Source organism: Rhodococcus sp. UFZ-B548 (genome assembly GCF_903819475.1).
GTDB lineage: Bacteria > Actinomycetota > Actinomycetes > Mycobacteriales > Mycobacteriaceae > Rhodococcus_F > Rhodococcus_F erythropolis.
The window spans coordinates 22671-49414 of the sequence record NZ_CAIJDS010000008.1 but is presented as its reverse complement, the minus strand read 5'-3'; the positions used below and the strand labels follow the sequence as shown (position 1 = coordinate 49414).

Sequence of the window (26744 nt, the reverse complement as noted above, 5' to 3'; positions counted from 1 at the left end):
GCCCATGAGTCAAACTATTGAAGCCGCGAAACCAGAAGCGGCGCCTCAGGCTCGAGCAAAGTGGCTCGAGTCCGACAGCTGGCCCGCATATCTTCTGCGTCGTTTCGGCACCTTCGTGATTTCACTCTGGGCGCTGGTGACTGCGGCGTTCCTGATGCTCCAACTGATTCCGGGCGACCCGGTTCGGTTGGCTCTGGGAATGAACGCACCGGTCGAACTGGTCGAGACAACGAGGTCTCAGCTCGGTTACGACCTTCCCTTGTGGCAGCAGTACTTCCGATTCGTCGGCGGGTTGCTGAGCGGGAATCCCGGTGACTCGATCACCTTGAGGACTCCGGTCTTCGAGGTGATCGCGTCCCGCCTCCCTGCAACACTCGAACTGGCTGTACTCACAGTCGTCACGGTGCTGCTACTGGGCATTCCGATCGGCCTCATCTTCGCTGCACTGACCCGCAACGGTCGACGACGCGGAGTCGAGATCGGTTACACCGCAACGTCAGGCACTATCGCCGTGATCCCCGAGTTCATGTTCGGTACGGCGCTGGTCTACCTCTTTGCCGTCACGTTCCCTGTTCTGCCCGTCGCCGGCCGAGGTGGACCGGAAAGCTACATCCTCCCGGTCGCGGCCATGTCGATCGGTGCCATCGCCTCGATGTCGCGCATCGTCCGTGCAGAGGCACTCGGCGTGTTGGACATGGACTACATCCGTACGGCGCGCGCCAAGCGAATGCCCGTGGCACGAATCTACTTCCGTCATGCAATGCCCAACCTCATGACGTCGACGCTGACGCTCGCCGGACTCCTCCTGGGTGGTCTGATTGCCGGCACCGTGCTCATCGAGAGCATCTTCGCCTGGCCCGGTATGGGCATGGCGCTGGTCAAGTCCATCACCGAGAAGGACTACCCGCTCGCCCAGACACTGGTCGTGATCTACGGCGCCATCGTCCTTCTCATCAATTTCATCGTCGACGTGGTGCTCGCTCTCATCGACCCACGATCCACAATTCGGGAGAACTGAGTTGAGCACCTCACCTACGGCCCCCACTGCGGCCCCCAAGACGCCCCCGCGACGACACTGGATCGTCGGAACGTTCCGCACCCCATTGGGAATCCTGGCCCTCACCTTCCTGACCGCTCTGATCGCCCTCGTCATCTTCGGACCGATGATCTGGGGTGACGCCGCTGTCGCAGCCAACCCGAAGGCACTCTCTCAGGGACCGAGTTCCGAGCACATCTTCGGCACCGACGCCGGCGGGCGTGACGTCTTCGCCCGCACGATGACCGCCGCGAGACTGTCGGTGCTCATGGCTCTCGGAGCCGTCGCACTCGGTGTCACAATTGGCCTGATACTCGGTACGCTCCCGACGCTCGCACCCCGCTCGGTCGGACGAATGGTCGTGGCATTCCTCAACTTCGCCATCGCATTCCCCGGACTGCTCCTCGCCATCTTCCTGTTGGTCGTTCTCGGACAGGGTGCGGGCAGCGCGGTGATCGCCATCGGTCTCGCCCTGGCCTCGCCGTTCGCGAGGTTGACGTACGCACTGGCTTCGTCGGTCAACGGACGCGACTTCATCGACGCAGCACGCATCCTCGGGGTCACCAAGCCCGGGCTGCTGTTCCGCCACATTCTCCCCAATATCCGTGAACCACTCATCGTCAATGCCAGCATCGCTGTCGGCAGCGGCCTGGTGGTCTTCGCCGGACTCTCGTTCCTCGGCTTGGGCATTCAGCCGCCTGCATTCGACTGGGGCCGGATGCTCAACGAAGGTCTGTCGAAGATCTTCGTCAACCCGGCCACCGCACTTGCCCCCGGCATCGCCGTCGTGCTCGCCGGCTTGACCTTCACGCTGCTCGGCGAGGCCATTGCTCGCGGCGCGGGAGTTCGCAGCCCGATCAGCAGTCGCCTGCCGAAGTGGAAGCCGATCAACCGGAAAACTGCCCAGGCCGATTCGGCGCCCAGCGACGAGGACGCAGTTCTCACCGTCCGCAACATGTCCGTCGCAGTCCCCGCGGGTGACGACTGGCGTCGCCCCGTCGACAACATCAGTTTTACAGTTCATCGCGGCGAAACCGTGGGCATCGTCGGTGAATCCGGCTCCGGAAAGTCACTGAGTTGCATGGCAATCGCGCAGCTGACCGACCACCCCACCGTGGTCGACGCCGGGCTCATCGAGTTCGACGGCACCGTGCTGATGAAGGACGGGAAGCGGCCGGACAACGCGGCTTCGCGCAAGGTTGCCCGCCAACTCGGCACACGTATGGCGATGGTGTTCCAGGATCCGATGTCGTCCATGAATCCGTCTCTCAAGGTCGGATACCAGGTCGCCGAGATCGGTTGGCTCCACGAAGGTATGAGCAAGGTCGACGCGAAGAAGGCGGCAGTCGAGCGACTGAACGCCGTCAAGATCCCCGACGCGCCCAGGCGTGCGAAGCAGTACCCCCACGAGTTCTCCGGCGGTATGCGTCAGCGCGCGATGATCGCCATGGGTCTGATGGGCAAGCCCGCTCTGATCATCGCGGACGAACCCACCACTGCGCTCGATGTGACCGTTCAGCGTGAGGTTCTCGGGCTGCTCCACGAGGTTCGCGAAGAAACCGGCGCCGCAATCCTTCTCATCTCACACGATATGGCCGTCATCACCGGCATGTGCACCCGTGTCCTGGTCATGTTTGCCGGCGAAATCGTGGAAGACATCGCAGTCGACGATCTGATTGCCGGTCGTGCAAAGCATCCGTACACCCGCGCGCTGATCGCCGCGGTCCCCACCATGAGCACCGATCGCGACAAGCCGCTTGCCACCGTCGACGAAGCCTGGCAGGTGGAGAGCCTCGACGCCGAGGAGAGCACCGCCGACATCGAGTTGGAAGAACTGTTGGCTGTTGCAGAGGAGATCCGATGAGCAGGCTCGAATTCCGTGACGTCAACGTCCACCTCGGTAGCGGTTCGAAAAAATTCCACGCCGTCAAGAACATCAATCTCGACATCCCCTCCGGATCGGTGGTCGGTCTCGTCGGTGAATCGGGTTCCGGAAAGTCGACACTGGCGCGAGCAACTGTCGGCTTGGCCGAGCCCAGTTCCGGCCAGATCCTTCTCGACGGTGTGGACGTCGCTCACGCCCGCGGCGCGACGGCTCGTCTGCGCCACCGGATCCAGATGGTCTTCCAAGATCCGTACTCGTGCCTCGACCCGCGAATGACCATCGGCCAGTCACTCGCCGAGGCGCTGCGGTCCACCGAGCGTCGTGACAAAGCTCGCCGCAACCGCGGCGACCGCGCTGCCGAGGTGGCTCGACTCCTCACCACCGTCCAACTGCCGGTGGAGAAGGCGCACGAATACCCGTCGTCGTTGTCTGGTGGTCAGCGCCAACGCGTTGCCCTCGCGCGGGCTTTGGCAGCCGCACCGGCAGTTCTGCTTGCCGACGAAATCACCTCCGCTCTGGACGTGTCCGTGCAGGGCGCGGTTCTGAATCTGTTGGTGGATCTGCAGAAACAGTTAGGTCTGACGGTTCTGTTCGTCAGCCACAACCTGGCGGTGATCCGCTATGTCTGTGACCACGTCGCAGTCATGCTCGGCGGCGAAATCGTCGAGCACGGGCCGGTTCTCGACGTGATCGATTCGCCCAAGGAGCCGTACACGGCAAAGCTGTTGTCCGCGATCCCGACCTTCGGGGAGCCGATGTTCCAATGACAACGCCGACCACTCTCGACTCCCCCGCTGCCGTAGCCCGTGCCGAAGAACGTCGTTCGGCGAGAATCCAGGATTACGCGTCCGTGGTTACACCGACCAGCATCGCCGTCTCGGCGTCGGGACGCATTGCATACGTACGTACCGAAGCGAATCCGGCCGCGGATACCAACGAGCACTCGATCTGGTTGGCTTCCCCGCAACTACAGCTCACCGCGGGACCTGCCGACACCTCGCCGGCATGGCATCCCGTTTCCACGCTGTTGGTCTTCGTTCGGCCGGATTCCTCGGGCACACCGCAACTGTGGAAGGTCGACGCCACCGGCGGGCCCGCCGTTCAGATGACCACCACGGCGCAGCTCCCGCTCGGCGCTGGGGCACCAGTGTTCTCTCCCGACGGTGCTCGAATCGCCTTCAGCGCCCCGGTCGACCGCACTGCCGCCGGATCGTCACACCTCTTGGTGGCGAAACGCCTCAACTACAAGGTCGACGGATCCGGTGTCCGGGGCAGCGTTCGGGCGCACTTGTTCGAGTTCGATCTGGCCGCCGGCTCGCTTCGGCAACTGACGGACGGCGATTGGGACGCTTCGCATCCCGCGTACAGTCCCGACGGCACCGAACTTGCTTTCACCGCGGCGATGGACGGCAATGCCGATCTGACACGGGCGAGCTCCGCGTGGACCGTATCGCTGACTGATCTCGCCTCGGCTCCACGGATGCTGGGGCACGCACGCGGCATCGCCGGACCACTGACGTGGACACCTGTCGGCGACGCCGTCGTAGCAGTCGGTTGGCACACGCCGATCATTCACAACAACGAACTTCTTGTCCTGCACCGCGACCAGCGAGTGGAAGACCGCAGTCTGACATCCGCACTCGACCGAAACGTCATGCCTGGCGGGACCGGTTATCCCGGTGGCGCAACGCGTTTCACCGCCGACGGCGACATCGTCTTCTGCATCCGCAACCACGGCTCCACCGAACTGCACAAGGTCGATTTCGGATCAGGCTCCGTCTCACCACTTCTCACCGGAGAACAGACAGTGGTCTTCGGTCTTGCCCTGACGTCCGAGAAGGCCGTCGTCGCGCTTGCAACGGCGACGTCCTTCGGTGAGGTCGCCGTCATCGATCTCGAGACTCGCGCAGTCGAAACCGTCACCGAATTGAACACGGAACTGACAACTTCCGTCGCGTTTCCAGTCGCCTCCGAGCGTTGGTTCGACATCAGCGACGGCACCCGTGTTCAGGGTTGGATCTTGCGCGACCCGAACGTCACGGGCGCCGGTCCGCTGGTTCTGGACGTCCACGGCGGACCACACAATGCCTGGACCGGTACACCCACCCCGATGCACGCGTACCACGCGGAACTGGTCGCGCTCGGATACACGGTCTTGATGATCAATCCGCGGGGAAGCGACGGCTACGGCAACGAGTTCTTCGACGGTGTGCGTGACGGTTGGGGTGAGGCGGATCGCGCCGACCTGCTCGAACCAGTCGAAACCCTTGTCGCCGAAGGGATGGCCGATCCGAAGCAACTGGTGCTCACGGGCTACAGCTACGGCGGATTCATGACGTGCGCCCTGACGTCCGTCACCGATCGGTTTGCCGTCGCAGTCGCTGGCGGCCTTGTCTGCGACATCGCGAACACGGCGGGCCCCTCGGACGAGGGCATCTTGCTGCAGACGGTCGAATTCGACCCGCAGTCATCTCGGGTACAGGAACTTTCGCCGCTGGGGCGAGTCTCCCAGGTGACGACACCGACGCTGATACTTCACGGCGGTAGCGACGTCCGCTGCCCGGTCAACCAGGCAGAACAGTGGTTCGGTGGACTGCGTTTGGCCGGCACCCCGACCGAACTGGTGGTCTTCCCGGGCGCGTCGCATGCCTTTGTGCTGACGGGTCGACCCTCCCACCGTCTGGATTACAGCACCCGTCTCGTCGACTGGATCGAACGTCATCTCTCGCCTACGCCGGCACTGACCACGGTCGATCCCGACTACTGGCAGTACCGACTCGACACCCTGAGCGCGAAGTACGGGGTACCCGGTGCTTCGCTCGGAATTCTGACCACTACCCGCAGCGGTTTCGACCGCACCGTGGTGACGTCCGGTGTCGTCAGTACCCGCACCGGTGTCGCGGCCACTCCCGACACGTTGTTCCAGATGGGTTCGATCAGCAAGGTCTGGACGGCCACCCTGATCATGCAACTCGTCGAAGAAGGATTACTGGACCTCGACTCGCCTGTCCGGAACATTCTGCCGGGCTTCGCAGTTGCCGACGCGGTAGCCACTGAAACGGTCACCACTCGCCACCTGTTGACTCACACCAGTGGCATCGACGGTGACGTCTTCATCGACGGCGGACGCGGCGACGACTGCGTCGAGCGATACGTCGCAGCCCTGGCATCGACGGTGCAGCTCTTCGCACCCGGTACCGATTGGTCGTACTGCAACACCGGCTTCGTCATCGCCGGACGAATCATCGAGGTTCTCCGAGGCAAGAGTTGGGACGCGGTTCTGCGTGAGCGGATCATCGAGCCGCTCGGCCTGACCAAGACCACGACCTTGCCCGAGGAGACGGCACTGCACCGCGCTGCGGTCGGGCATGTCGGCGGTGCCGACAATCTCGCGCAGACACCACAATTCCTCATCCCTCGCTCGATGGGCCCCGCCGGTCTCATCAACAGCACCGCCGAGGACCTTCTTCTGTTCGCGCAGGATTCGATGCGCGAGGATCCGATTCTGCTTCAGCGGTCCACCCATCTGGCGATGCTCGAGGAGCGCCGCCAGATCGGAGACGTGTCGTCTGCAGACATCATGGGAACCACGTGGCTGCTGCACAATTGGGACGGCGTGCTGGCGCATGGTCACAACGGTGGAACCCTCGGACAGCAGTCCTTCTTGCGGGTGGTCCCGTCCTGCGGCATTGCGGTAGTCCTGATGGCCAACGGCGGTGCGATGGACGCTCTCTCGGGCGACCTTCTCGCCGAGGTGATCGGTTCCATCGGCGGCGTCGCCGTGACACCGGCATTTTCGCCTGGAGACCCCGCCACCCGCACCACGTCCTCACCTGAGGAACTCGATGCGCTGTGCGGTCTGTACCGCGATGCTGCTGCCGATTTCGTCCTGGAAAGGACCGGGAGTTCCCTGACCGCCCGCCGCACCGAGCACATCGACCCTTCGGTCAACGCCGAAAGCGCAGAGTCCGTCTCTCTCAGCCTGATCGAAGTTCACCCTGGAGTATTCGCGACCCAACTACCTCAATCAGCGGGTTGGATCCGGATCACTTTCTCCGACACCGGGAGTACACAATTGCTACACGTCGGAAGCCGCGCGTATCCGCGAGTGAACAACCGATGACCATTCTCCGCGATCTGGCCGAGCGCCAACTTCCTCAGATCCTCGAGGACGCCATCGCGCTCATCGAAGTCGAGTCGCCGTCGCACGATCTCGAAGCTGTTGCCCGCAGCGCGAAGTGGACGTCAGACCTTGTCCACGAGCGACTCGGAGTGACACCGGAGTCGATAGTGACGGAAGGCCGAACCCATCTGGTGACCCGTTTCGGCAGCTCACCGACGCGGCTGATGCTGCTCGGTCACCACGACACCGTGTGGCCGATCGGAACCCTGACGCGCCTACCCGCAGCGGTCACCGAGGGCGCACTACGAGGTCCGGGTGGCCTCGACATGAAACTTGGTGTCGTTCAGGCAATCCACGCCCTCGCCATCGTCCGAGAGTTGCACGGCGACGATGCACTCGACGGAATCACACTTCTGGTCACCGGTGACGAAGAAATCGGTTCGCCCACGTCGCGGTCACTGATCGAGGACCTCGCGGCGGGCGCGGTACTGGTTCTCGAGGCCGGCGGAGACGGCGGCGAACTGAAGACTGTCCGCAAGGGAGTGTCGCTGTATCGGATCCATGTTGCCGGTCGCGCCGCGCACGCCGGGCTGGAGCCGGAAAAGGGCATCAATGCTGCAGTAGAACTGGCTCGTCTCGTGATCGCGGTCAACGACTTGTCCTCGCCTGCGCAGGCAACCACCGTCACCCCGACTGTCATTTCGGCCGGAACCACCACCAACACCGTTCCGGCAGAAGCCTTTGTCGACGTGGACGTGCGCGCAACCAGCGCTGCCGAGCAGGATCGGATCGATGCAAGTATCCGAGCCCTGCAGGCAATCCACCCCGAAGCCGTAGTCACGGTCTCGGGTGGCGTCAACCGACCACCTCTCGAAGCGACGATGTCCGCACCGTTGCTGGCGTTGGCGGAACGTGTTGCGCTCGAGCATGATCTGACTCCTCCCGTCGGGCTCGCCGTAGGCGGAGCCTCGGACGGAAACTTCACTGCCGGTATCGGTATCCCCACCCTCGATGGCCTCGGTGGCGTCGGCGGCGGTGCACACGCCGAGACCGAGCATGCGCTCGTGTCCGCTATCGCCCCGAGGACGGCGTTGGTTGCGGGCCTTATTCGTTCGATCACGTCTGAAGGGGGCCCTCGTGTCGAAAAGCAAAGCGGTTGAGTTTCGAGAGCTGGTCGACAATCGCGAAATAGCCGATCTATCCGCCGTTTTCGATGAGATCTGGGCTACCAGCCCCGGACCGGCTCATTTCGGCACGGCGATGTTGGTTGCGCTTCATCACGGTGGTCACTACGTGGTGGGAGCCTTTTCCGAAGGCGAAATGATCGGTGGTTGTGTCGGATTCTTCGTCGAGCCTCTCGGCGAGGTTCTGCACTCACACATCGCCGGAGTACTACCGGGACACGCAGGCAAGGGAATCGGCCGCGCCCTCAAGCATCATCAGCGAGACTGGTGCATCGAGCGCGGTGTCAGGACGATCCGGTGGACCTTCGATCCACTGGTCGCACGAAATGCCTATTTCAACATTCAGCGTCTCGGTGCCGCACCGACCGAATACAACCCGGATTTCTACGGTTCAATGGCAGACGGCATCAACGCAGGCGACGCCAGCGATCGCATGCTCGTCAGTTGGGATCTCGACGTCGATGGATCTCCGAGTTCTGCTGTGGCCGTGAATGATACATTCAAGGTGCTTGAACCCACCGAGGACGGTACGCCTCGAATGCTCCCGATCCCACCCGACTGCATCGATATCGCAGTCGGAATACCCCGAGACATCGAGCATCTGAGAACAGTCGACCGCGCCTCTGCCTTTGCCTGGCGACACGCGCTTCGCGAGTACCTCGAACCACTGATCGCCTCGAAGGAATGGCAATCGACCGGCTTCGACCCCAGCGGCTATTACACGTTCACGAAAATCTGCGAGACAACCGGAGAAGAGCAAGTCCATGCACATTGAGTCCGTCGAATTGCGCGAACTGCGCATCCCTCTCGTCTCCCCCTTCACCACGTCATTCAGCACCCAGCTCGAGCGCAACACCCTCGTCCTGAAGGTGAGCGGCACCACCGACGGCCCCAACGGTCCGGTGGAGACTGTCGGCTGGGGCGAGTGCGGTTCGCTGAGCGATCCGTACTACAACTCGGAGTACACCGCTGGTGCGCGGGCGATGCTTCGCGAGTATCTCGTTCCGACGCTACGTAAGTCGCAGTCGGATCAGCCGCTCTCGGCCGAGACGGTCGGCAGCGTACTTCACCACATCGTGGGTCACCAGATGTCCAAGTCGGCTATCGAAATGGCAATTCTCGATGCTGAATTGCGCGCTCGCGGACAGTCTTTCGCTCGGTACCTCGGTGCCACTCGCACGCGAGTTCCCTCGGGAGTGTCCGTCGGCATCCAGGACAGCATCCCTCAGCTGCTCGAGACCGTCGGCAACTATCTGTCGCAGGGGTACGTGCGAATCAAGCTGAAGATCAAGCCGGGCTGGGACATCGCTCCCGTGGCTGCGGTGCGCAAGGAGTTCGGCTACGACGTTCCTCTGCAGGTCGACGCAAATGCCGCGTACACCCTCGTCGACGCGCAGTTGCTCCGTCGCCTGGACGAATTCGCTTTGCTCCTCATCGAACAGCCGCTGGCCGAGGACGATTTGGTGCAGCACGCCAAGCTCGCCCAGTCCCTCTCGACTCCGATCTGCCTCGACGAGTCGGTCGAGTCGGCCAAGGATGCGGCGGATGCCATCACGCTCGGTGCCGCTTCGGTCATCAACATCAAGCCGAGCCGTGTCGGTGGATATCTGGAAGCCAAGCGCATCCACGATCTCGCCTCGGCACACGGTATCGCGGTGTGGTGCGGCGGAATGCTCGAGACCGGAATCGGCCGCGCCGCCAACGCGGCCCTCGCGGCGCTGGACGGGTTCACGCTGCCCGGCGACATCTCGGCGTCCGATCGCTTCTACAAGGAAGACATCACCGAACCGTTTGTCATCGAGGACGGCCACATCGCCGTGCCGCAGGGACCGGGCTTCGGTGTGACTCCACGTGAAGACGTCATGGATCGCTTCACGGTCGGAAGCGAGACTCTGTAGGTCCACACAGTCACGCAGCAGCCACCTCCACCTTCACCCGGCGGAGGTGGCTGTTCGTCGTTTCTGTCGGTAGGGAGGTGCATAGTGATTGGGACATGACGTTCTGCACCGAAAGGCCCCCGATGAGTAGCTGGTCCGATCGCCCGATCTGCGCGTTCGACCTCGAAACCACGGGGCGGAATCCGTCGAATGCTCGCATCGTCAGTGCCTGCGTCGCGGTCATCGACGGTTCGAATGTCGAAACACGCACGTGGTTACTCGATCCCGGCGTCGATATCCCCGCCGACGCTTCGGCTATTCACGGAATCAGCACCGAGTACGCGGCGCGGCACGGCCAGAACTACGCCGAGGGCTACGAAGAGATTCGCGATGCTCTGCACAATTCCTGGGCGCGCGATCACGCCGTCGTGGCGTTCAATGCCTCCTACGATCTGACGGTCATGCATGCCGAGGGTCTGCGCATCGGCAAGCCCGCATTCGTTCCCGGGTTGGTGATTGATCCGTACGTGATCGATCGGGCGATGGATACGTTCCGCAAGGGCAAGCGAACGCTTGCGGCTGTGTGCGAGCACTACGGAATTTCATTGGAGTCGGCGCACGAAGCCGAGGCCGATGCCAAAGCGGCGGCGGCGTTGGCCCGCGAGTTGGCCGTGCGGTTCCCCGACCTCCTGGGGCTCGATCTCATGGTCGATCAAGCCGATTGGCACGCCGAGCGCCAGCGTGATTTCGCCGAGTACCTACTCAGCCAGGGCCGGGACGTGGGAGACGTCAACGGCCAGTGGCCGATTCGCGTTATCGCCTGACCTCACCCCGCCGCGATCCTCGTCCCGACGGTGTGGACGATCTGCACGTCCGGGTTCCACGGAATCAGCGCGTCGATCGATGCCTCCAGTTCATCCAGTGGGGGAAGGGTTTCCGGGCCGAGCACATCGATGGTGGCGGTGCTGCCCTGCCAGGTGACATCGGTGACCTCGGCTCCCGGAGTGTCTGCGAGCCACTGTTGCGCCGCGCTCCCGATCTGCCTCGCCCACAACGACGACAGGGAGTTACCGACCATCGGAATCGCGACGACGATCAACAGAGCGGCAAGCACGAGGTATGCCCGCCGCCGCGACGTCTTCAAGATCCCGGCGTCGCGCGCGTACCCAGCTGCGACGAACACGCCTGTCGCAGTGATGATCATGGCAACCACGTTCGATGTGAACAGTACAAACGCGCCCACCGCCAAACTCGGTGACCCCGAGCCGAGACAGACACCTACCACCGCCAACGGTGGGACAAGCGAAATTGCGATGGCAACACCGGGAAGTACGTCGCCGACATCCTTGCGCGCGATCGCGATGGCCCCGACCAAACCGGTCGCAAGTGCTGCCGTCAAGTCCATCAACGTCGGCGAAGTACGCCCAAGCACTTGGGAATTGGTCAGCACGTTGGAGGGATTCGGCAATACCTGAGCGAACGCGACACCCAATACGACGACGAGGCAGATTCCACCGACGACATAGACCAGGCTCCGCCCGACCAAAGCGCCTTGGCCAGTTGTGATGCCCAGCCCGACCCCGAGAATCGGCGTCGACAAGGGAGCGACGATCATCGCTCCGATGACGGTTGCCGTGGAATCGCCCACGACACCGGCCACGGCGATCACGGCAGACAGCGTCAGCATCACCCAGAAGGCGGATCGCTTCGAATCTCGGTCCCCCACCGAGAAATTGAGCTTTTCGTCGAGCTCCGCCAATGTGCGCCGTTGTGCTTGCGGAACCACCCCGTTCACGGTCGATACTCCATCACACGCCGATACGGCGAGTGGTCTGCGCGGACCCTGCGACCCCGGTGAGCAACGAGACGATCGCGATGCCGACGACGAAGTAGATTGCGGCGCTGGCGACTCGCGATGCGGTGGTCGCTGCGATCGTGAACGGCCACAGCGCGGTGGCGATCGTTGCGAGGATTCCGATCCACGCGAAGAAGTTCGACGCACGTGGCGTCGACACCATCAACGCATGCAGAAGTGCGGTAGCGACCAGCGCTGCGATCGCGGCGCTGAGAGCAAGCGAGCCGGCTTGGGAATTCCCCGGCATCCGCTCCGGTGTGATGACCGGAGTGTCGAGGATTCCCCGCACGATCAGTAGTCCGACGACCGCGGCCAGGGCCGCGACGAGCGCAGTTGCGGCCCCGCCCGCCCACAGTCGTTTTGCATTGACGGCGGGAGTCGCCGGACTGTCTGGTTGGAACTGGCTCATCGAGAGACTCCTTCACCGATACCGGATAGGGCTGTCCTTCCGAACTGTATGCGTTTCGGGACGGCCCACATTCACCCTCGACGGGTGAAAAGTACGGTGTTCTCGACTCTTCGACGGTGCCGGGGCTACGCCGGGACGGGCGGCCACACCGGGGCAATGCTCCACGGGCGCGCCACCTCGAGCTGCGACGCAACCCGGATCAGCAAATCTTCACGCCCGAACGCACCCACCAACTGCACGCCGATAGGAACGCCGGCCGTGTCATGACCCATCGGCAAGGAAATCGCGGGCTGACCTGAACTGTTGAACGGACTGGTCAAACCGCTGTACCCGGCCGAATGCTCCCAGATCGACATGGGATTTGCCGTATCGAGCAGACCGAGCGGAGCTGCCGGTCGAGCCATCGTCGGCGTCAGCAACAGGTCGCGATCGACAAAGAACGCACCGATCACCTGGGCTGCCCGCTCGAGTTCCTGCAATGCCTTGACGACGTTCGTCGCACTTTCGGACTTCGCGCGGTCGTAGATCATCCGAGCCATCGGCTCGAGGTCGTCGTCGCGGATTGCGCGGTTCAGGGCCTCGAGTCGTTCGTCGACCTCGATCGTCATCGGAATGCCCATCAACACGGAAAGCCCGGCAGTGAGCGCATCGAGCGGAAAGTTCGGGGCACTCTCGGTGACATCGTGACCGAGGTCTTCGAGCAGGCCGGCAACACTGGTTGTGACGGCCGAGCACTCCGGGTCCACCGGGGTGCCATCAGGAAGAGTGTTACTCAGACCGATCCGCAACCGTCCGGGATCCGCACCAACTTCCTCGACGTACGGCCGCTTCGGCGCCAGGATCACGTAAGGATCGCCGACAGTCGGTCCGGCGGAGAGATCGAGAAGCAGTGCAGTGTCGCGGACACTTCGGGTGAGTGCGTGATGAACACTCATCGGCGACGAGAACAGCGTGCGCGCCGGTGCCGTCGGAGTACGTCCACGGCTGGGCTTGAGGCCTACCAAGCCACAGGCCGATGCGGGAATACGGATCGATCCACCGCCGTCACTGGCATGGCCGCCGGGCACGATCCCGACGGCAACAGCTACAGCTGTGCCACCCGAAGATCCGCCGGGTGAACGATCAAGGGCATAAGGGTTGCGGGTAGGCCCGAACAGCGCAGGTTCGGTACTCGCATTCTTACCGAACTCCGGGGTGTTCGTCTTGCCGATGACAACCAGACCAGCCTCACGGTACCGCTCCACGAGCGTCGAATCTTTTTCTGCCACAGCATCGGCGAACAATCGAGATCCGTTGGTGCTCGGCAATCCTGCGACGTCCATGCCCAGGTCTTTGATCACGAACGGGACGCCGTGCAGTGGACCTTCCGGCAAGCCGCCTGATACCTCGTTGCGTGCCTCCTCGCGACGCTCACTGATCACCGCGTTGACTGCCGGGTTGCGCTCGTCGAGTCTGTCCAGGCTGAACTCGAGAACTTCCTTGGCGGAGACGTCACCGCTCCTGATCGCCTCGGCCAGGCCGGTCATGTCGTTGTTGTCGAACAAATCCTGCATCGATGCCCTCATCACTCGTGTCGAACTCTGCCGATAGTGAGGTCCGTCATACCAACCATGGCGAAGGCGTAGCTTTGAAATTCCGCTTGGCGAGACCGGCCCACCGATTCAGCCTTACAGAATCAAGCCCTGCCGCCGCGCTTCCACAACTGCTTCGTGCCGACTGCGGACGTCGAGTTTTCCCATCAGATTCCGCATGTACGTCTTGATCGTTTCGACGCTCAGGGACAACCTCTCGGCGATCTCGGCATTGCGCAGTCCCAGAGCTACGTAGCCCATCACCTCCCGCTCGCGGGGCGACAGGACAACGGTGTTCGCGACTGGAGTGTTCGCGGAAGGTTTCGGCGACGCCAACGCCCGCAACTTTGCCTCGACGGCGCGGACCTGCGCGCTGAGAGCCATGTCCTCGAGGTTCGCCGCGATCTCGCCGAGCGCCAGGACGCTCTCGGTCAACCCTTCGGATATCTGGGCATCGCGATTCGAACCGTGTTCCACCGCAGCGGTATCGAGCATCGCCACCCGACGATCCACTTCGTCGCGAATCTCGAATTCGCGGGCCAACGCGTACGACGATCGCATCATCGTCTCGGCGATCACGTCGCCGATCGGCAGGTTGGCGCGCAGTCCTCCGTAGATCGCTCCGCGAGTAACCCCGCGTACGACGATCGGGACTGCCATCAAGGATTCGATGGCTTCGGTGCCTACTTCGTAGTCGTAGTCATGGGTGATGTGCGACGAGTTCGCGTAGTCCTGCACCGCGCCCGGTCGTTGTTCTGCGATCGCACGACCACCGAGTCCGCATTCGGCGTCGATCTTCAAATTTCGCAGGATGTTGCTACGAGTCCCGACGTAGCCGGTGATGGTCAGCGACCGGTCGTCGACACATCCGCCGAACAGAACCGGCAACTCGGTTCGGGGGTGCAGTCGACGCAGTTCGGCGCGCAACGCGTCGTCGTCGCTCGGTCTCAGTACCCTGCTCACTCTCACCTCCACATACCCAATTCAGAGGGTAGCGGCACCTTTGACTGGGCAATAGCGTGCATCCAGGCCATTTGTAGTGCCGATCACAACTACCGTGACACCAACCGTGTCACGTCGCCTTCGGAGGAACCGTGTCTGTCTCGACAGCTCTCGCAGCCAACAACACCCCGCTCAGTCCGCTGCGCTTTCTCGAGCGCAGCGCTGCGGTGTTCCCCGATCGCACCGCCGTCATTCACGGCGACCGGAGCTACACGTACCGAGAGTTCGGTGACGAGGTCGCAGCGCTGGCCCGCGTCCTGCGTCAACGCATTCAGCCCGGTGACCGCGTTGCGTACCTGGCGCCGAACGTTCCCGAGATGCTGTTCGCGCATTTTGCCGTCCCACTCGCCGGCGGAGTCCTGATCGCCCTGAACTCACGCCTCGCCGGTCCCGAACTCGAGTACATCCTCGATCACTCGGGAACCACGATCCTGTTCGTCGACTCCGAATTCGTCGGCTCGGTCACCTCGTCCAAGGCGAACGTGACGAGCCTGCGCGAGATCATCGAGATCCCGGACTCCACCGTGCCCTACCCGGAGGTCCCCACCGGAATCGTCACCGGGCAGTACGCCGATCTGATTGCCGAAGGTGAAGCTCTCGCCGATCAGCCACTGTACTGGGGCGTCGACGACGAGCAGCAGTGCATCGCCATCAACTACACCTCTGGCACCACCGGAAAACCCAAGGGCGTCATGTACTCCCACCGCGGGGCATACCTGAACTCGCTCGGCGAGACATTCCACAACGGCTTCGACGGAGCGACGAAGTATCTGTGGACACTGCCGATGTTCCACTGCAACGGGTGGTGCACGCCGTGGGCCGTCACTCAGGCCGCAGGCACACACATCTGCCTGCGCGCGGTCCGCGCCGACGCGATCTGGGACGCCATCGACAATCTGGGCGTGACGCATCTGTGCGGCGCTCCTACCGTCTGCTCCACCATCGCCGACGCAGACCAGGCTCACAAGGTCGAAGCCCTGCGCATCACCACCGCCGGCGCTCCCCCGTCACCGACGATCATCGGAAAACTCGAAGACATCGGTGTCACCGTCGTCCACGTCTACGGTCTCACCGAGGTATACGGCCCGTACACGATCTGCGAGTACCAGGAAGCCTGGGACGACAAGCCGCAGTCCGAGCGCGCCGCACTTCTCTCCCGTCAGGGAGTCGGCATGGTGCAGGCCGAAAATGCTCGCGTTGTCGATGCCGAGATGAACGACGTTCCCGCCGACGGCCAGACCATGGGTGAGATCGTGCTCCGCGGCAACAACGTGATGCTCGGTTACTACCGTGACGAGGCCGCGACCGCCGAAGCATTTGCCGGTGGTTGGTTCCATTCCGGCGACCTCGGCGTCATGCATCCCGACGGTTACATCCAGCTCAAGGACCGCGCGAAAGACATCATCATCTCGGGCGGTGAGAACATCTCCACCGTCGAGGTGGAGCAGGCGATCATGAGTCACCCTGCCGTGATCGACGTGGCAGTCGTCGGCGTTCCCGACGAGAAGTGGGGCGAGCGCCCGAAGGCATTCGTGTTGCTGGGCAAGGGATTACAGGCTTCCGCCGAAGACATCGTCGAGCACACCCGTGCATTGCTGGCCGGGTACAAGGTTCCCCGCGACATCGTCTTTCCACTCGACCTTCCTCGCACCCCGACCGGCAAGGTTCTCAAGTTCCAATTGCGTGCGTCGAAGTAATTCGGCCGTAGGGTCTCAGCGCACCGAACTGTGACGCCGGCGCAGATCGACAGGTTGCCCGTCCGAAGGGAACGGCAAGGACGTGAAGTCGAGCGGAGCGACGTAATCTGCGTCGACGTTCCAGTCGAAGCGCATGAGGAGGTGGTGCATGATTGCCTTGATCTCGGCGCCGGCGAAGTGCATTCCCAGGCATTTGTGCACTCCGCCTCCGAACGGTTCCCACGCGTACCGGTGAACCTTGTCTTCGCGTCGATTCTCGGCGAAACGTTCGGGATCGAAACGCTCGGGATCAGGCCAGTACTGCGCCATGTGGTGCGTGAAGTGAGGGGCGACAGAAACATACGTTCCCGCAGGCACGAAGTGACCCCGTACTTGAGTGTCGCGGACCGCTCGCCGCGCCATGACCGGTACGGGAGAGACGAGTCGGAGGCATTCCTTCATCACCAGGTCAAGGCTGCTCAGGCCGTCGAGATCTGCATAGTTGGGCGTCGAGGTCCCAAGAGCGAGCGACTCGGCACGGCACCTGTCCTGCCACTTCGGATGTTGACCTAGATATTGCATCATCGTGGAAAGGGTGATCGTCGAAGTGTCGTGTGCGGCCATCAGGAGGAAGATCATATGGTCGATCACTTCGTCGTCACTGAAGCGTTGTCCTGCCTCGGATTCGATGTGACAGAGCACGGAGAACAGATCATCGGTTGCGCGAGCTCGACGCGCCGGCAGGTAGCGACGAAAGAAGTCTTCCAGGACCCGGCGGCCGTCGAGTCCTCGCTTCCATCTGGTCCCCGGCACGCGGTAGCGGACCAGAGAAGTAGCCGCCTGCACACAATCCACGAAAGCCTTTTTCACCGAAGATATTTCGCTTTCGGTACTTCCTTCCGCACCGCCCATGAAGATGTCGGTGGCAAGATCGAGGGTGAGTGTCTTCAGCGCTGTGTATGCACGAAATCCGTCAGTAGGGGTCCATGTGTCGAGCGCCGAGTCGATTGCCGGATTGAGAACGTCGACAGACTTCTCGATCCGCGTCCGAGTGAACGCCTGCTGCATGATTCGACGGTGTCGTAGATGTTCTTCCGAATCGAGAAGCATCAGCCCACCGTGAAAAAAGGGGCCGATAAGCACCGACCAGCCGTCGCTGTTCACAAAAGCCCGATCTTTGTTCTGCAGCACTTCCTGGCACGCGTCGGGTCCGAGAACAGCGATCCACTGCCGACCGACCATCGAGAACCAAGAGACCTCGCCGTATCGATCCCAGTTCTCTTGCATCAATGCGAGTGGATCGCGGATGTATGCAAGAGCGTGCCCGACGAGAGGCAGCCCGGAACGGCCCGAAATCGGGTGCAACTGCGAGTTCACGGGGGGACGAGCCAGGATCTTGGACACTGCGACCTCTACTCTCGTTCAATCTGACAGTGCATCCTGTCAGATGGACTGTAGTCTGCGTCACAGTGGTTGCGTCTGTCAATATCGACCTATGACTTCTCCGACGCCGCGGCGGTATGCCGGCCTCAGCGGCGACCAGCGCTCAGCATTGCGGCGCGAGAGCTTGCTAGAGGCAGGGCTGGAACTATTCGCTGTCGCAGGCAGTCGAGGCGCCACGATGACCGCGATCTGTGCGCGAGCCAAGTTGACGGAACGCTACTTTTACGAAAGTTTTTCCAGCAGAGACGAACTGCTGAAAACAATCCTGGACGGAATTGCCGACGAGGTTCGCGACGCCGGCCTGACCGCACTACGAGCGAGCGACGGAACGCTCGAGCAGCGCGTACGAGATGCCATCACGTCGTTCGTCACCCTCCTCACCGACGATCCCCGCAAGGGGCGTGTGGCAATGATCGAATCCGCTGCATACGAGCCCCTTCGCGCACACCGGCGCGCGGTACTGCACGGCTTCGCGCAAATGGTCGCGGACGAAGCCTCGCGAATGTACGGCGACCGAGCTTGGCCATCTCATCAAGGTCAGATCAACGGACTGCTCTTCGTCGGGGGCCTTGCCGAATTGGTCACCGCGTGGCTGAACGAGGAGATCGCTATTACCCCTGACGAGATCGTCGAGGCGGCAACCTACCAATTCACGTCCACCGCACACCGTTGAGATGGAACCCATCGGCATGCGGTTGCTGCCCGCCACACCGTGATGGCGCGAACAGGCGCAATACTTGTCCCCATGAGTGAACGCGCAGACCTGCCCGGAACTGACCCCGCACAGTTTCGGGTACACGTCGCGTCTCAAGCGATCCGGTTGTTCTCGGAGAACGGGTACGAAGCCACCACCGTCGAGCAGATCGCCGCTGCCGCCGGTGTGTCGCGCCGGACGTTCTTCCGGCAGTTCCGCTCCAAGGAAGACGTGATCTTCGCCGATCACGAGTCCCTCCTCGAACACGTGGCCGAGTTCCTCGCGTCCGATTCCGCCGACCCCTGGGCGTCCGTGTGCGAGGCAGCGGGACTGGTCTTCGATTTCTTCCGCCGGAACCGTGACCTGTCGATGCGGCGATACCGCGTCGTACAGCATGTTCCAGCTCTTCGCGACCGCGAACTCGTCACCGGATTCCGCTATGAGCGCCTCTTCGTCGACTACCTGCGCAGCGCTGTTCCCCGCGAACCGGTCCTCGAGGTTGTCGGTTTTGCCGCAGCTGTCACCGCGTGCCACAACTACCTCTTGCGAAGCATGATCAAAGGCGACGAAGACGCCACAGCCGATGCGCTGAGCCAGGCATTGCTCGACGTTCGGCGGACGTACGGCGTGGCACCTGGGTCCAAGACCAGCACGCCAGAATCGAAGTCCGTGCTGGTAGTAGCCTTTCCCCCGGGCACCTCCGCCGCGGAGATCAGCAGAAAAATCCACGAACAACTCGGCTGACACCGCTCGTGCACCGGAACTTCACACTCCCATCCCTTGACCTGGCACTCAGTGCCGTGTTTGACTGGGGTCATTGGCACCGGTCTGTCCGAGAATCTCGTTGGTAACGCCGGAGCCGCACCGACCGCCTTCAAGCAACCTTCACCAAGGAGCGTTCCCATGGCAGGAAACCCGGATTTCAATCTCTTCGCGCTGAACGAAGAGCACGACGAACTGCGGGCTGCTATCCGCGGACTCTCCGAGAAGGAAATCGCGCCGTACGCCAAGGACGTCGACGAGAACGCGCGTTTCCCCGAGGAAGCGCTCACCGCTCTCAACGCGTCCGGCTTCAACGCCATCCACGTTCCCGAGGCTTACGACGGCCAGGGCGCCGACTCCGTCGCCACCTGCATCGTCATCGAGGAAGTCGCCCGCGTCTGTGGCTCCTCCTCGCTGATCCCCGCCGTGAACAAGCTCGGCACCATGGGCCTGATCCTCAAGGGTTCCGAAGAGCTCAAGTCCAAGGTGCTCCCGGACCTCGTGAACGGCGGAATGGCGTCGTACGCACTGTCCGAGCGTGAAGCCGGATCCGACGCCGCTTCGATGCGTACCCGCGCAAAGGCTGACGGCGACGACTGGATCCTCAACGGCTCCAAGTGCTGGATCACCAACGGCGGCAAGTCCACCTGGTACACCGTCATGGCTGTCACCGATCCCGACAAGGGCGCAAACGGCATCTCCTCCTTCATGGTCCACAAGGACGACGAGGGCTTTGTCGTCGGACCGAAGGAAAAGAAGCTCGGCATCAAGGGCTCCCCCACCGCCGAGCTGTACTTCGAGAACTGCCGCATCCCCGGCGACCGCATCATCGGCGAACCGGGCACCGGCTTCAAGACGGCACTCGAGACCCTCGACCACACGCGTCCCACCATCGGCGCTCAGGCTGTCGGCCTGGCTCAGGGCGCACTCGACGCGGCTCTGGCATACACCAAGGATCGCAAGCAGTTCGGCAAGTCCATCAGCGACTTCCAGGCTGTTCAGTTCATGCTCGCGGACATGGCAATGAAGGTCGAAGCCGCACGTCTGATGGTCTACACCTCCGCTGCTCGCGCCGAGCGCGGCGAGAAGAACCTCGGTTTCATCTCCGCTGCGGCGAAGTGCTTCGCTTCGGACGTTGCCATGGAGGTCACCACCGACGCCGTGCAGCTGTTCGGTGGCGCCGGCTACACCACCGACTTCCCGGTCGAGCGCATGATGCGCGACGCCAAGATCACGCAGATCTACGAAGGCACAAACCAGATTCAGCGCGTCGTGATGTCGCGTGCGCTACTGAAGTAGGGCCTCCGGCCCTGTGCGCGGTCAGGCAGTCCATAGACTCCTTAACCGCGCACGGGGGCTTGACCCCTGTCTGAAGAATCTTGAGGAGAATCGTGGAACTCGTAGGCGTAATCGGCGGCGGCACCATGGGTGCCGGCATTGCCGAAGTTTGTGCAAAAGCCGGTAGCTCGGTACTGGTGCTCGAAACCAAGGAAGAATTTGCCGCCGCTGCTCGCGAACGGATCGCCAAGTCGATCAACCGCGGCGTAGCCAAGGGCAAGATCACGCAGGAAGACGCCGACGCCGCCATCGCACGCGTTCGCGTCACCCTGGACATGGAAGAGTTCGCCGATCGCGACCTGGTGATCGAAGCTGCTCCCGAGATCGAAGCTCTCAAGTACGAGATCTTCGGCAAGCTCGACAAGATCGTCAAGCCTGCAGGCATTCTGGCGACCAACACGTCGTCGATCCCCGTCATCAAGATCGCCAAGGCCACCTCGCGCCCCGGCCAGGTTGTCGGCGTTCACTTCTTCAACCCCGTGCCGGTCATGCCGCTCGTGGAGATCGTGGTCAGCCTGACGACGTCCGAAGAGACCGTTCTCGCCGTCACCGACTACGCCAAGAACACCTTGCGCAAGAAGACGGTTCGCGCGGGCGACCGTTCCGGCTTCATCGTCAACGCTCTGCTCATCCCGTACCTGTGCCAGGCTGTCCGGATGCTCGAATCCGGCTACGCCACAGCAGAAGACATCGACGAGGCCATGAAGGGCGGCTGCGGCTACCCGATGGGCCCGCTGACGCTGCTCGACACCGTCGGTCTCGACATTGCCCTCGCAGCGGCAGAGTCCCTGTACGCGGAATTCGCAGAACCGCACTACGCTCCGCCGGCGCTGCTTCGCCGCATGGTCGACGCCGGTCGTCTCGGCAAGAAGACCGGTCGCGGGTTCTACGAATACGCCTGAGTCCGACCGCTTCACTCTTCCGGCCCCTCACCTGTTGCAGGTGAGGGGCCGGAGTTGTTTTTCGGACAGATCTTGTCGAATCGATTGACAAATTCGCGTAGCGCGGCAAAAGTCATCATGTGACAACAACCGTTGTCAAATAATGGCAGGCGGAGGGGCACCCAGATGAGCAGCGATGCGGACACCGGTACTCGTCGATCGAAGCCTCGAGAACTACGAGCCGATCCGATCGGCCCCGGCTCCCTGACATGGAAACACTTCGGCGACGTTCGCGGTCTGTTGTATCTCGGACGCGCAGGCACGCTGCAGAACATGCATCCCGCGGTAAGTGGAGCGCTGCAGGATCATTCGAATTTCTTCGACAACCCGCTCGACCGCCTGTTCCGCTCCCTGCCGCCCATCTACGGCGTCGTGTACGACCGGACCGAAGAGGGCACAGGCACGCTCGTTCGCAACTTCCACACCGATCTCAAAGGAATCGACGAAACCGGCGGGCGCTACCACGCCCTCACTCCTGACACTTTCTGGTGGACACACGTCACGTTCTTCGAGGTGATTCTCGATTTCAACGAGCGATTCGCGTACAAGAAGTTCACGCAGGAGCAGAAGGACCAACTTGTCCGTGAGGCCGTAACCTGGTGGCGCTGTTACGGACTCACCGATCGACCGGCTTTCGACGATTACGCCAGCTTCCGCACGTATTGGGAAGACATGCTCGACAACCACCTGATCAACACCCACACCACAAAATGGTCGACGCGCATCGCCGAGCACGACATCGCACCGGCTCCGAAGGTTCCGACGTGGCTGTGGCGTCTTAGCTCTCGCCCCACGATGGCCGTGGCGAACTGGATCGGCAAGGCACTGATGCCGGAGAAGGCACGTAAGACCCTTGAATGGGAATGGACGCCGCGCGACGAACGGATGTACTTCTGGTTCGCCCGCTTCCTGACATTGACAGATCGGTTCTGGCATCTGCTGCCGCTACGACTGCGGTATGCGCCGCGCGCCTACTCGGGCATCCGCGCGCAGGGTCTGTGAGCACTCGTCGGTAGGCTGGACTGCGTGCCAGCCCAACTCCCCTCCGACGCGATCAGTGTCCGCGTGGACAGCTGGACGTGGGCGGTTCGGCTGTTCAAGACACGCTCGCAGGCGGCGACGGCCTGCCGATCGGGACACGTTCGGGTCAATGGAACGTCGGCAAAGGCGGCTCAGCAGGTGAAAGCCGGCGACGAGGTGCGGGTGCGTGTATCCGGCATCGAACGCATTGTCGTCGTGGTCAAGCCGATCACGAAGCGAGTCAGCGCGGTGCTGGCCGCCGATTGCCTGCAGGACAATTCGCCGCCCCAACCACCGCCCGAACTGATTGCGTCCATTCCGCGACGTGATCGCGGCGCCGGCAGACCGACCAAGCGCGAGCGACGTGACCTCGAGAAGTTGCGCGGCCTCGAGCCGTAACCACCGCCTCGAACGCGTCACGACCTCGAAACAGGCTGACGCAGAACCGTCTTCAGTTTCTCGGGCGGTGTACGGCGAGCGTCGCTGAGATAGATCTCGTGATGATCGCCGTTGAAGCTCAGGCCGTTCGACGGGATGAACGTGTTGTGCAGCCGGTCCAGGGTGGGAGCTTCGTCGTCGTACGAGCCGACGTGAAGAATCTGGACGGACAGGCCCTCCTCCAATTCGAGGAACCTGACCTTGTCCAGAGCGGCCACGTTCTTCTTGGCCCGGACGGCTTTGGCTCGGACTGCTGCAATCGCCGCAGACAGTTCGGCCGCCGTGATCCACTCCGGTTGCGAGATCATCATCGTCCAATCCCACGACGCCTTGTCCCGTGTCACGAACACCTCGGGGTCATCTGCCCGCCACAACCCTTCCAGCGGGCCAACGACGAAGTCGCGATCCAATTCCTTCTTGCTCGCGAATTTTGCCGAGTAGGACACCGAATACAGCGCTTCGAGCGCCTCGGAGTACTCGGTGGCAGTGTTGGGGTCGCCGTGACCGTCGACGCCGAAGTAGCCGAAGCGGGGAACGGTCACGAGGGCAAAATCGCGGCGCCCAGGCGAGTAGAGATCCTTGTATGCCTTCTTGACGTCGTACTTCTCCATGCGCCACCCACCTGATCACTGGCCGAGTTTCAACGTTCGGAAACCTATCCGAGAACACCGACATCCCGATAGCGGACCACTGTCCCCTTGTTAATAGACCAGTGGACCTTTACTCTGGACGGGGTGACTACACCCCAGGTGACCGACGTCGCTCGAGTTCCGCGCCGCAGACCGTTGCGGATCGTTGCCATATCCGCGATTGTCGCGTCGATCTTGGCTCTGTTGTTCGTGTACCCGTGGTGGAGCTTGTTCATCCGGCCGGACTGGCCGACGGCGGTGGCAGTTTTCGGCACCGTTCTGTTTGCCACCCTCTTGATCGCCCTGCCTGCCAGTATGGTGCTCAGCCACGGACACACCGACCGCGATCCAGTTCGCCTGATCGGCGACGCCCTCCTCGGAATCATCTGGGTCGTGTTCGTGTGGACCCTGCTCGGCGAAGTTCTGAGGCTCGGACTGCTCGTCGGCGGCGTGGATGACCCGCTTCGATCGAGAATTGTCGCCGTTGCCGCACTGATCATCTCGGCCCTTCTGCTGATCTGGGGCTACCGGGAAGCCATGAGACTGCCACGGATCAAGCAGGTCGACGTCACCATCCCCCGCCTTGGTGCGGGGATGGACAAACTTCGGGTAGTCGCGATCACCGACACTCACTTCGGGCCGATCAATCGCGAGAAGTGGTCCGAGCGCGTGATCGCGGCAGTCAACGATCTCGACGCCGACATCGTGGCCCACGTCGGTGACATCGCCGACGGAACGGTAGAGCAGCGCCTCGGCCAAGCGACCCCCCTCGCATCGGTCGAAGCCGGGCTCGCTCGCGTCTACGTGACCGGCAATCACGAGTACTTCCACGAGGCTCAGGAGTGGCTCGACTACATGACCTCGATCGGCTGGGACGCGCTGCACAACCGCCACCTCGTCGTCACCAAGGGCGGAGACAGACTGGTCATCGCCGGAGTCGACGATGCGACAGCGTTGGGATCGAAACTGGACGGGCACGGCGCGAACTTCGACATGGCCCTGGCCGGCTCCGACCCCGAATTGCCGATCCTGATGCTCGCCCACCAACCGAAGCAGGTTACTCAGTCCGCTTCCGCGGGAGTGGATCTGCAGCTCGCCGGTCATACCCACGGCGGACAGATCTGGCCCTTCAACTTTCTGGTGAAACTCGATCAACCGTCGGTGCACGGGCTTACCAGGCACGGAGAACGTACGCAGCTGTACACCAGCCGGGGAACCGGATTCTGGGGTCCGCCCTTCAGGGTGTTCGCACCGAGCGAGATAACCGTTCTGACGCTGCACAGCGCCTGATCGTTCTCAGCTCGTTCGGGTTGCCGCTCGCGCCGACAACCCGACGAGCTGGTTGATCAGACCTTCACGCAGGCCGAATGCGAACATGTCGGAGGCTGGGGGCGCCTGCATCTCGTTCAGTACGACGACCATGGATTCAGTCGGCTCGGCGGTCGGCCACAAGCCGGCAACGATCACCAGGGTCACCTTGGCGAATTGAGCGGCGTCGCCCTCCGAGAGATGGGGCAGTTGCGAATGAATCAGCGACGCAAACCTTCCCGAGTTGACCGTCGCCCGCTTCTTGAAGTCACGGGCGAAGTCGACGGAGATGTTTCTTTCGAGGACACCGGCCATGACACTCATCAACTCGCACAGCAACCGCTGTGAGACAAGCGATTCCGCAACCGCGGATGCCACATGAATTTCAGCGGCAAACGGTGAGTCGTCACTGGTCGGAGTCAACGACTCGGACAACCCGTCCAGCCACGCTACCCAGTTCTCGTCGAGCACTTCGAGAAAGATGGCCTCGCGACTGTCGAAGTACCGGAGCACGTTCGACTTCGCGAGGCCGACGCTCTCACTGAGCTCACGCAGACTGATGTCTGCGACTGGCTTGGACCCGAGCATCGCGCGAGCTGCGTCGAGAATCGCGCACCGACGTGCTTCGATCTGCTCGGGCCTGCGCGCGCGCTGGAATCCATGGGTCGCCACCATCACGCAAGATTATCAGACCATCGTTCTATTGTTTGCTGTACTGCGGGTCAATTGTCCGAAGGTGCATGCTGCGCCACGACTCCCCTCGACGCCAGTTCGCGACGCAGCGAATCGGTATCGACGGACGCGAGATCGACTCGGTGCGTGCGGGTGGCCAATGCTCGGACCTCCACGGACAGATCTGCCACCTGCTTACGCGTCGCGGCCTGCCCTGCCTCGTCCTGTTCCGCCACTCGCTCGACCAACCAGGAAGCGAGTGTGGCAGTCACGATGCCCAGCAATGCAATTCCGCCGATCATCAACGCTCCGGCGATCAGGCGCCCGGTTGTAGTGACAGGAGCCATGTCTCCGTAACCGACGGTCGTAACCGTCTCCATCGCCCACCACAACGCCGTCCCGTACGACGTGATGGCGGCGCCCTCAGCGTGCCGCTCGGCGTCGAGCATGGCCAGTGCCGCGACACCGATCAGCAAGGCCGTGGCCCCGGTGGCGTAGACAACCACTCGCCCACGCAAGCTTTGCCCGCTCGAGCGGTGGACTATTGCAAGCAGGGTGACCAACCGAAGGAGGCGCAAGGGACGCAGCATGGGTAGCACCACCATCGCCAAATCCAAGAGATGCCTGACGAACCAGCGACCGCGTGCAGGAGCCAACCACAGGCGAACTGCGTAGTCGACGGCAAATACGACCCACGCGGCCCACATGATCCATTCGGTCAGGCGATGCGGGAAGCCAGTCGGTTGCGCCAGGACTTGGTACGCGTACGCCACCAAGAACAGGCAGGCCGCAGCGGTCAAGGGGATGTCGGTGGTGAGCTGCCACCGCTTCGACGTCCACGCAGTGCGGTGGTGCACCGACCTCCTTGATTCGTTCATCCG

Annotated in this window: 24 protein-coding genes; 16 read left to right on the top strand and 8 right to left on the bottom strand. The window is 62.5% G+C overall.

Features of this window, described 5'->3' with window-relative positions; genetic code table 11:
• The first annotated feature begins 4 nt into the window (after positions 1–4).
• The 8 genes from H7C86_RS10090 (at position 5) to H7C86_RS10055 (ending at position 10929) form a co-directional block, all read left to right on the top strand.
• Entirely contained in the window at positions 5–1018 is a 1014-nt protein-coding gene (locus H7C86_RS10090; RefSeq protein WP_019745232.1) for an ABC transporter permease, read from the top strand.
• A 1-nt stretch (position 1019) separates the two neighbouring features.
• Positions 1020–2900 carry a dipeptide/oligopeptide/nickel ABC transporter permease/ATP-binding protein gene (locus H7C86_RS10085; RefSeq protein ID WP_259349079.1) on the top strand — a complete coding sequence of 627 codons (1881 nt, stop codon included), beginning with the start codon at positions 1020–1022 and terminating at the stop codon, positions 2898–2900.
• Positions 2897–3688 (top strand): ABC transporter ATP-binding protein, encoded by a 792-nt coding sequence (locus tag H7C86_RS10080; protein WP_020970730.1) that lies wholly within the window; start codon positions 2897–2899, stop codon positions 3686–3688. Before H7C86_RS10085 ends, H7C86_RS10080 begins: the two co-directional genes overlap by 4 nt.
• Entirely contained in the window at positions 3685–7044 is a 3360-nt protein-coding gene (locus H7C86_RS10075; RefSeq protein ID WP_182261498.1) for a serine hydrolase, read from the top strand. Before H7C86_RS10080 ends, H7C86_RS10075 begins: the two co-directional genes overlap by 4 nt.
• Positions 7041–8204 (top strand): M20/M25/M40 family metallo-hydrolase, encoded by a 1164-nt coding sequence (locus tag H7C86_RS10070; RefSeq protein WP_020970732.1) that lies wholly within the window; start codon positions 7041–7043, stop codon positions 8202–8204. Before H7C86_RS10075 ends, H7C86_RS10070 begins: the two co-directional genes overlap by 4 nt.
• On the top strand, positions 8182–9003 hold the full coding sequence (locus tag H7C86_RS10065; RefSeq protein WP_020970733.1) for a GNAT family N-acetyltransferase: 822 nt from the start codon (positions 8182–8184) through the stop codon (positions 9001–9003). The genes H7C86_RS10070 and H7C86_RS10065 overlap by 23 nt, the downstream gene beginning before the upstream one ends.
• Positions 8993–10126 (top strand): o-succinylbenzoate synthase, encoded by a 1134-nt coding sequence (menC, locus tag H7C86_RS10060; protein WP_182261497.1) that lies wholly within the window; start codon positions 8993–8995, stop codon positions 10124–10126. Before H7C86_RS10065 ends, menC begins: the two co-directional genes overlap by 11 nt.
• 122 nt (positions 10127–10248) lie before the next feature.
• Positions 10249–10929, top strand: coding sequence for a 3'-5' exonuclease (locus tag H7C86_RS10055; protein WP_020970735.1), 681 nt, complete (start codon positions 10249–10251; stop codon positions 10927–10929).
• A 2-nt stretch (positions 10930–10931) separates the two neighbouring features.
• On the opposite strand, the gene H7C86_RS10050 is transcribed toward H7C86_RS10055, so the two are convergent.
• From H7C86_RS10050 to H7C86_RS10035, 4 genes are all read right to left on the bottom strand, one after another.
• Positions 10932–11900 (bottom strand): TIGR00341 family protein, encoded by a 969-nt coding sequence (locus tag H7C86_RS10050; RefSeq protein WP_019745238.1) that lies wholly within the window; start codon positions 11898–11900, stop codon positions 10932–10934.
• Positions 11901–11913: 13 nt separating this feature from the next.
• Positions 11914–12369, bottom strand: coding sequence for a DUF6069 family protein (locus H7C86_RS10045; protein ID WP_019745239.1), 456 nt, complete (start codon positions 12367–12369; stop codon positions 11914–11916).
• Between the two features lie 125 nt (positions 12370–12494).
• Complete coding sequence (locus tag H7C86_RS10040; protein WP_182261496.1) at positions 12495–13922, bottom strand: amidase; 1428 nt, start codon at positions 13920–13922, stop codon at positions 12495–12497.
• Positions 13923–14036: 114 nt separating this feature from the next.
• Positions 14037–14903 (bottom strand): response regulator transcription factor, encoded by an 867-nt coding sequence (locus H7C86_RS10035; RefSeq protein ID WP_020970739.1) that lies wholly within the window; start codon positions 14901–14903, stop codon positions 14037–14039.
• A gap of 131 nt (positions 14904–15034) precedes the next feature.
• Here H7C86_RS10035 and H7C86_RS10030 point away from each other — a divergent pair, with 131 nt between their 5' ends.
• The gene (locus tag H7C86_RS10030; RefSeq protein WP_182261495.1) at positions 15035–16639 is read left to right on the top strand and encodes an acyl--CoA ligase family protein; all 1605 of its coding nucleotides are present in this window, start codon (positions 15035–15037) and stop codon (positions 16637–16639) included.
• A 15-nt stretch (positions 16640–16654) separates the two neighbouring features.
• Here H7C86_RS10030 and H7C86_RS10025 read toward each other — a convergent pair whose 3' ends face one another.
• Entirely contained in the window at positions 16655–18022 is a 1368-nt protein-coding gene (locus tag H7C86_RS10025) for a cytochrome P450 (protein WP_182261494.1), read from the bottom strand.
• Positions 18023–18113: 91 nt separating this feature from the next.
• Here H7C86_RS10025 and H7C86_RS10020 point away from each other — a divergent pair, with 91 nt between their 5' ends.
• The 6 genes from H7C86_RS10020 to H7C86_RS09995 all read left to right on the top strand — a co-directional run bounded on the left by H7C86_RS10020 (position 18114) and on the right by H7C86_RS09995 (position 23215).
• Entirely contained in the window at positions 18114–18734 is a 621-nt protein-coding gene (locus tag H7C86_RS10020) for a TetR/AcrR family transcriptional regulator (RefSeq protein ID WP_021345503.1), read from the top strand.
• Between the two features lie 72 nt (positions 18735–18806).
• Positions 18807–19499, top strand: coding sequence for a TetR family transcriptional regulator (locus H7C86_RS10015; RefSeq protein ID WP_182261493.1), 693 nt, complete (start codon positions 18807–18809; stop codon positions 19497–19499).
• Positions 19500–19658: 159 nt separating this feature from the next.
• Positions 19659–20816 carry an acyl-CoA dehydrogenase gene (locus tag H7C86_RS10010; RefSeq protein ID WP_003939784.1) on the top strand — a complete coding sequence of 386 codons (1158 nt, stop codon included), beginning with the start codon at positions 19659–19661 and terminating at the stop codon, positions 20814–20816.
• Positions 20817–20908: 92 nt separating this feature from the next.
• A complete protein-coding gene (locus tag H7C86_RS10005) occupies positions 20909–21757 on the top strand; it encodes a 3-hydroxybutyryl-CoA dehydrogenase (protein WP_020909078.1) in 849 nt (282 codons plus the stop codon).
• A gap of 165 nt (positions 21758–21922) precedes the next feature.
• On the top strand, positions 21923–22798 hold the full coding sequence (locus H7C86_RS10000; RefSeq protein WP_182261492.1) for an oxygenase MpaB family protein: 876 nt from the start codon (positions 21923–21925) through the stop codon (positions 22796–22798).
• Positions 22799–22822: 24 nt separating this feature from the next.
• Entirely contained in the window at positions 22823–23215 is a 393-nt protein-coding gene (locus H7C86_RS09995; protein ID WP_020909080.1) for an RNA-binding S4 domain-containing protein, read from the top strand.
• Positions 23216–23232: 17 nt separating this feature from the next.
• On the opposite strand, the gene H7C86_RS09990 is transcribed toward H7C86_RS09995, so the two are convergent.
• On the bottom strand, positions 23233–23865 hold the full coding sequence (locus H7C86_RS09990; protein WP_020909081.1) for a GyrI-like domain-containing protein: 633 nt from the start codon (positions 23863–23865) through the stop codon (positions 23233–23235).
• A 123-nt stretch (positions 23866–23988) separates the two neighbouring features.
• Between H7C86_RS09990 and H7C86_RS09985 the strand changes: the two genes are divergently transcribed.
• Positions 23989–25173, top strand: a complete 1185-nt coding sequence (locus tag H7C86_RS09985; RefSeq protein WP_020909082.1) for a metallophosphoesterase — start codon at positions 23989–23991, stop codon at positions 25171–25173.
• A gap of 6 nt (positions 25174–25179) precedes the next feature.
• Here the strand turns inward: H7C86_RS09985 and H7C86_RS09980 are convergent, their stop codons facing one another.
• Positions 25180–25866, bottom strand: a complete 687-nt coding sequence (locus H7C86_RS09980) for a TetR/AcrR family transcriptional regulator (protein ID WP_182261491.1) — start codon at positions 25864–25866, stop codon at positions 25180–25182.
• Between the two features lie 47 nt (positions 25867–25913).
• Complete coding sequence (locus H7C86_RS09975; protein WP_182261490.1) at positions 25914–26741, bottom strand: potassium channel family protein; 828 nt, start codon at positions 26739–26741, stop codon at positions 25914–25916.
• Positions 26742–26744: the final 3 nt, after the last annotated feature.

Excerpts from the sequence above, each read along its gene's own strand:
- menC (WP_182261497.1), top strand. The coding sequence starts at position 8,993 with ATGCACATTGAGTCCGTCGAATTGCGCGAACTGCGCATCCCTCTCGTC.
- H7C86_RS10080 (WP_020970730.1), top strand. The coding sequence starts at position 2,897 with ATGAGCAGGCTCGAATTCCGTGACGTCAACGTCCACCTCGGTAGCGGT.
- H7C86_RS09980 (WP_182261491.1), bottom strand. The coding sequence starts at position 25,866 with ATGGTGGCGACCCATGGATTCCAGCGCGCGCGCAGGCCCGAGCAGATC.
- H7C86_RS09975 (WP_182261490.1), bottom strand. The coding sequence starts at position 26,741 with ATGAACGAATCAAGGAGGTCGGTGCACCACCGCACTGCGTGGACGTCG.
- H7C86_RS10055 (WP_020970735.1), top strand. The coding sequence starts at position 10,249 with ATGAGTAGCTGGTCCGATCGCCCGATCTGCGCGTTCGACCTCGAAACC.
- H7C86_RS10045 (WP_019745239.1), bottom strand. The coding sequence starts at position 12,369 with ATGAGCCAGTTCCAACCAGACAGTCCGGCGACTCCCGCCGTCAATGCA.
- H7C86_RS10015 (WP_182261493.1), top strand. The coding sequence starts at position 18,807 with ATGAGTGAACGCGCAGACCTGCCCGGAACTGACCCCGCACAGTTTCGG.
- H7C86_RS10020 (WP_021345503.1), top strand. The coding sequence starts at position 18,114 with ATGACTTCTCCGACGCCGCGGCGGTATGCCGGCCTCAGCGGCGACCAG.
- H7C86_RS10075 (WP_182261498.1), top strand. The coding sequence starts at position 3,685 with ATGACAACGCCGACCACTCTCGACTCCCCCGCTGCCGTAGCCCGTGCC.
- H7C86_RS09990 (WP_020909081.1), bottom strand. The coding sequence starts at position 23,865 with ATGGAGAAGTACGACGTCAAGAAGGCATACAAGGATCTCTACTCGCCT.
- H7C86_RS10070 (WP_020970732.1), top strand. The coding sequence starts at position 7,041 with ATGACCATTCTCCGCGATCTGGCCGAGCGCCAACTTCCTCAGATCCTC.
- H7C86_RS10010 (WP_003939784.1), top strand. The coding sequence starts at position 19,659 with ATGGCAGGAAACCCGGATTTCAATCTCTTCGCGCTGAACGAAGAGCAC.
- H7C86_RS10000 (WP_182261492.1), top strand. The coding sequence starts at position 21,923 with ATGAGCAGCGATGCGGACACCGGTACTCGTCGATCGAAGCCTCGAGAA.
- H7C86_RS10040 (WP_182261496.1), bottom strand. The coding sequence starts at position 13,922 with ATGCAGGATTTGTTCGACAACAACGACATGACCGGCCTGGCCGAGGCG.
- H7C86_RS10090 (WP_019745232.1), top strand. The coding sequence starts at position 5 with ATGAGTCAAACTATTGAAGCCGCGAAACCAGAAGCGGCGCCTCAGGCT.